The 2,424-nt window shown below is 73.7% G+C and carries 3 protein-coding genes; 2 read left to right on the top strand and 1 reads right to left on the bottom strand.

Translation table 11 applies throughout. From position 1 onward, the window contains the following. The coding region (locus GTW43_RS19920; protein ID WP_161303373.1) for a serine/threonine-protein kinase at positions 1–942 on the bottom strand (942 nt) is incomplete at its 3' end. Positions 943–1,059: 117 nt separating this feature from the next. Here GTW43_RS19920 and GTW43_RS19915 point away from each other — a divergent pair. Together GTW43_RS19915 and GTW43_RS19910 are read left to right on the top strand one after the other, a co-directional pair. Further along, positions 1,060–1,542, top strand: a complete 483-nt coding sequence (locus tag GTW43_RS19915; RefSeq protein WP_237536703.1) for a MarR family transcriptional regulator — start codon at positions 1,060–1,062, stop codon at positions 1,540–1,542. After that, positions 1,539–2,424 (top strand): MFS transporter (locus GTW43_RS19910; RefSeq protein ID WP_161303371.1); only part of this gene is annotated, 886 nt, incomplete at its 3' end. The genes GTW43_RS19915 and GTW43_RS19910, both read left to right, overlap by 4 nt.

Genomic DNA, 2,424 nt, shown 5'->3' with positions numbered 1-2,424 from the left:
CGCGTCCCGCGGTGACGGGGCGGCGGGTGTGGCGGAGCGTCGCGCCGGGGGCTCCAGCGGGTACGAGGTCGGTGTGCCGGTCCGGTCCGTGGCCTGCGGGCGACGGGCCGCCGCCCGCGCCAGCATCGCGTCGACCCGGTCGGGGCCCGGGCGGGCCGCCGGGTCGCGCACGAGGATCCCCGTCAGGACCGGTGCCAGCGGCCCCGCCCGCAGCGGCGCCGGCACGGGCTCGCTCAGCACGGCGGCGAGCGTCGCCAGGGTCGTGGCCCGGCGCAGCGGGTGGTACCCCTCGACCGCGACGTACAGCATCATCGCGAGCGACCACAGGTCGGACTCCGGGCCGCCCGCGTCCCCGGACGCCCGCTCGGGCGGCATGTAGTCCGGAGTGCCGATGACCGAGCCGGTGGCCGTCAGCGCCGTCGCCTCCCGGATCGCCGCGATGCCGAAGTCGGTGAGCACCGGGCGGCCGTCGGGGCGCAGCAGGACATTGGCGGGCTTGACGTCGCGGTGCTGGATACCCGCGTCGTGCGCGGCCCGCAACGCGGCGAGCACCTCCCGGCCGAGAACGGCGGCCTCGCGCGGCTCCATCGGGCCGCGCGCGAGCCGGTCGGCGAGCGAACCGCCGGTGACCAGCTCCATCACGAGCCACGGGTAGGCGTCCTCGCCGCTGTCCACGACGTGATGGATCGTCACGACGTTCGGATGGTCGACGCGGGCGAGCGCCCGGGCCTCGCGCAGGACGCGGGCGCGCAACTGCGCCGCGCCCGACGGGTCGTGCTCCGCCAGGGCGGGGTCGGGCGGCCGCACCTCCTTGAGCGCGACGGCGCGGCCGAGCATGAGGTCCCGGGCGCGCCACACCGTGCCCATGCCTCCTCCGCCGAGCCGGTCCTCCAGCTCGAACCGGCCGTCGACGACCCGCCGCGCGGGACCCCCCTCGTTCATGGGGGCGAGCCTATGAGATGCCACCGACAGCGTCGGAACCGGCCGTGGATCACGTCCGTCCGGCATCTTGTTTCAACGTACACGTAAGTGCATGATGGGTACATGTATAAGCGGGTTATGGACTCTTCCGGTGCTCCCTCGCCCCCCGCGGCGCGCGACGAACTCATGGGCGCCGTCGAGCAGATGGTCCGCTACGTACGGCGCAGCGCCGTCACCGGCGGCCTGAGCACGGCCGCCTCCTCGGCGCTGGCCCGGCTCGGCCGCGAGGGCCCGGTACGCCTGACCGACCTGGCCCGGTCCGAAGGTGTCTCGCAGCCGAGCATGACCCAGCTGGTCACCCGTCTGGAGCGGGACGGCCTCGTCCGCAGGGCCGCCGACCGCAGCGACGGCCGCGGCGTCCTCGTCGAGGTCACCGCGGCCGGCATGGACCTCTACCGGACCCGGCGCGCCGAGCGGGCGGCGGCCCTCGAAGGCCTCGTCGCGGAGCTGACCGGACCCGAACAGGACGCCGTGCGGGTCGCGCTGCCCGCGCTGGCCCGCGTCATCCAGGAACCGCGGACAAGGCCCCCCGTCGACAACGCGAGAGAGAAGCACACATGAGTGCACCCGACGCACAGACCGCGAGCCCGTTCAAGCAGCCGAAGGCCGTGTGGGCGGTGGCCTTCGCCTGTGTCATCTCGTTCATGGGCATCGGACTGGTGGACCCGATCCTGCCCGCGCTCGCGGACAGTCTGCACGCCTCGCCCAGCCAGGTGTCCCTGCTGTTCAGCAGCTATCTGATCGTGACCGCGGTCGGCATGCTCTTCGTCGGCTGGTTCTCCAGCCGCTTCGGCGCCAAGCGCACCCTCGTCATCGGGCTCGCCGTCATCGTCGTGTTCGCCGCCCTGGCCGGCACGACCGACTCCATCGACGGCATCGTCGGCTTCCGCGCGGGCTGGGGCCTCGGCAACGCCCTGTTCATCGCGACGTCCCTCGCCGTCATCGTGGCCTCCGCCAGCGGCGGCTTCGGCGGCGCGATCATCCTCTACGAGACCGCGCTCGGCCTCGGCATCGCGGTGGGCCCGCTGCTCGGCGGCGAACTCGGCGGGATCAGCTGGCGCGGCCCGTTCTTCGGCGTCGCCGCCCTCATGGCCGTCGCCCTCGTCGCCACGATCGCCTTCGTGCCGGATCTGCCCCGGCCGAAGAGGCGGACCTCCGCGCTCGCCCCGTTGAAGGCGCTTCGCCACCGCGGCCTGCTGACCATGGGCATCATGGCGCTGCTCTACAACTGGGGCTTCTTCACGATGCTGGGCTACGCCCCCTACCCGATGGAGCTCGACGCCCACGAACTCGGCCTCGTCTTCACCGGCTGGGGCCTGCTCGTCGCCGCGTTCAGCGTCTGGTTCGCGCCCCGGCTCCAGGCCCGCCACGGCACCGCACCGGTCCTCTACGCCAACCTCCTGTGCCTCGGCGTCGTCATGGCCGTCATCGCCGCGGGCGTCG

It is taken from the genome of Streptomyces sp. SID5785 (assembly GCF_009870065.1).
Classification (GTDB): Bacteria; Actinomycetota; Actinomycetes; order Streptomycetales; family Streptomycetaceae; genus Streptomyces.
The sequence above is the reverse complement of the archived record's forward strand: the minus strand, read 5'-3'. Positions and strand labels throughout refer to the sequence as shown.

Bases quoted from the DNA above. Each gene is read 5' to 3' on its own strand.
- GTW43_RS19915 (WP_237536703.1), top strand. From the start codon at position 1,060: ATGGACTCTTCCGGTGCTCCCTCGCCCCCCGCGGCGCGCGACGAACTC.